The sequence below is a fragment of the Allobosea sp. 05T439 genome, from assembly GCF_056396005.1.
Genome location: NZ_JBFTKP010000109.1, coordinates 1 through 1659, shown reverse-complemented (window position 1 = coordinate 1659; position 1659 = coordinate 1). Strand labels below are relative to the sequence as shown.

The window sequence follows — 1659 nt, the reverse complement described above, 5'->3', positions numbered from 1 at the left end:
GATCGCTCAGCCAGCCGCTTGACCTCCGCCGAACCGCAAAACATCATCCCGTAGACCCATGCGAATGACGCCAAGGGTGGCCGGCTTCAGATCGGAATACCCGGCCGGCTTGAGATTGGAATGCATGGCCGGCTTCGTCGGTATCCGCAGCAGAGACGGGTGGTTGACATTGAAGACGACGACACGKGCATGGCGCGAGGGGCTGACACCGCGCGCCCGTAGCGGGCAAGGGCCGCAATCTCTGGCACTGGCGTGAAAATACTGGAACGCCCCGCGATGGAGTTTGCCCTTGGGGCGCAGGATCTTGCCACGCGGGCAGCGGGCCAGATTATGCAAGGCATCGAATTTGAACCGCCGCGTGGGAATGACCTTGCCTGGGGGTGGTTCGGCCTTGGCCGGAACGATCCCCTCGATCTGGCGATCCTCCAGGGCCCGGAAGACCTTCGCATAGGCGTATCCGGCGTCCATCGTCGCGATCGTCATCGCCCTACCGGCTGTCGCGGCCACCGCATCGAGGCGCTCGGCGACCGCCATGCCCTCGTTCTGCTCGCCCGTCGCGACTTCGACGTCGACAATGACGCCAGCGATATCGTCGACGGCAGTATGTTGCTTATAGGCCGGCTCGAGCCGGCGGTTCCGGCCGTTGGTCGCCATGGTGGCGTCGGGATCGGTCACGCACACCTTCTTGAACTTGCCACTCTGTCGGCTCTCGCGAAGGGCGTCGTCGTCGCTGTTTGCCTCCGCGACAGCTTCGACATGGCGGACGGCGAGTGCATCCCAACTGACATGGGCGCGGATCAGCGAGGCGTCGAGATGGACGACTTCGCCGGTTGCGATCCTGGCTGCAATGCAAGCCTGGACCGAGCGTTCGAAGATCCGGCGGAAGCGTTCTGCGCCCCAACGCTGGCGAATGCGCGTCAATGACGAGTGGTCGGGCAGCGGTTCATGAAGGCCGTAGCCGACGAACCAGCGGATCGCGATGTTGACCGCAGCCTCGCGCATCAGGCGACGGTCATGAACGATGCCGAGCAGGAACCCCGCCAGCATCAGGCGGACAGCAACTTCAGGGTCGATGCCCGGCCGGCCAATGTCGAGGCAGTACAGATCGGAGAGCTCGTTTCGGAGCCAGGAAAGATCGAGCACGCCGTCAACCCGGACCAGAATATGTTCGTCAGGAATAAGCTGGCGGAGCGTGCCCGAAATGAACAGCTCCAGTTGGTCCCGTTCCTTGCGACCCAGCATGCCGGCCCCCAATCCCGATCAGGATCAAGAGAATCACGCGAAGGCAGGTTTTTCAACGACCCCATCGTGCACCTGATCCGGCACTCGCTGGAATTCGTCTCCTGGAAGGATCGAAAACCCGTCGTGCCCGCGCTGCGCATGATCTACCGGGCCACAGACGCCGAGGCCGGCAAAGCCGCGCTCGAGGCCTTCGATGCCGGCTTCTGGGGGCGAAAATACCCGGCAATAGCCCAGGCCTGGCGCCGCAACTGGGATCGCGTCATCCCGATCTTCGCGTTCCCCGAGGCCGTCCGCAAAATCGTCTACACAACAAATGCGATCGAAGCCTTGAACGCAAAGCTCCGGCGAGCGGTCAAAATCCGAGGCCATTTTCCGACCGACGAAGCCGCAACCAAGCTGATCTATCTCGTCTTGCGC

General features: G+C 62.9%; 2 pseudogenes. One reads left to right on the top strand and one right to left on the bottom strand.

Annotation, left to right across the window (positions count from 1 at the left end):
• Positions 1-144 precede the first annotated feature (144 nt).
• Positions 145-1242, bottom strand: a pseudogene (locus tag AC1DIO_RS35245) (transposase); the annotation flags it as partial.
• Positions 1243-1305: 63 nt separating this feature from the next.
• Between AC1DIO_RS35245 and AC1DIO_RS35240 the strand changes: the two are divergent.
• Positions 1306-1659: pseudogene (locus tag AC1DIO_RS35240) on the top strand (transposase); the annotation flags it as partial.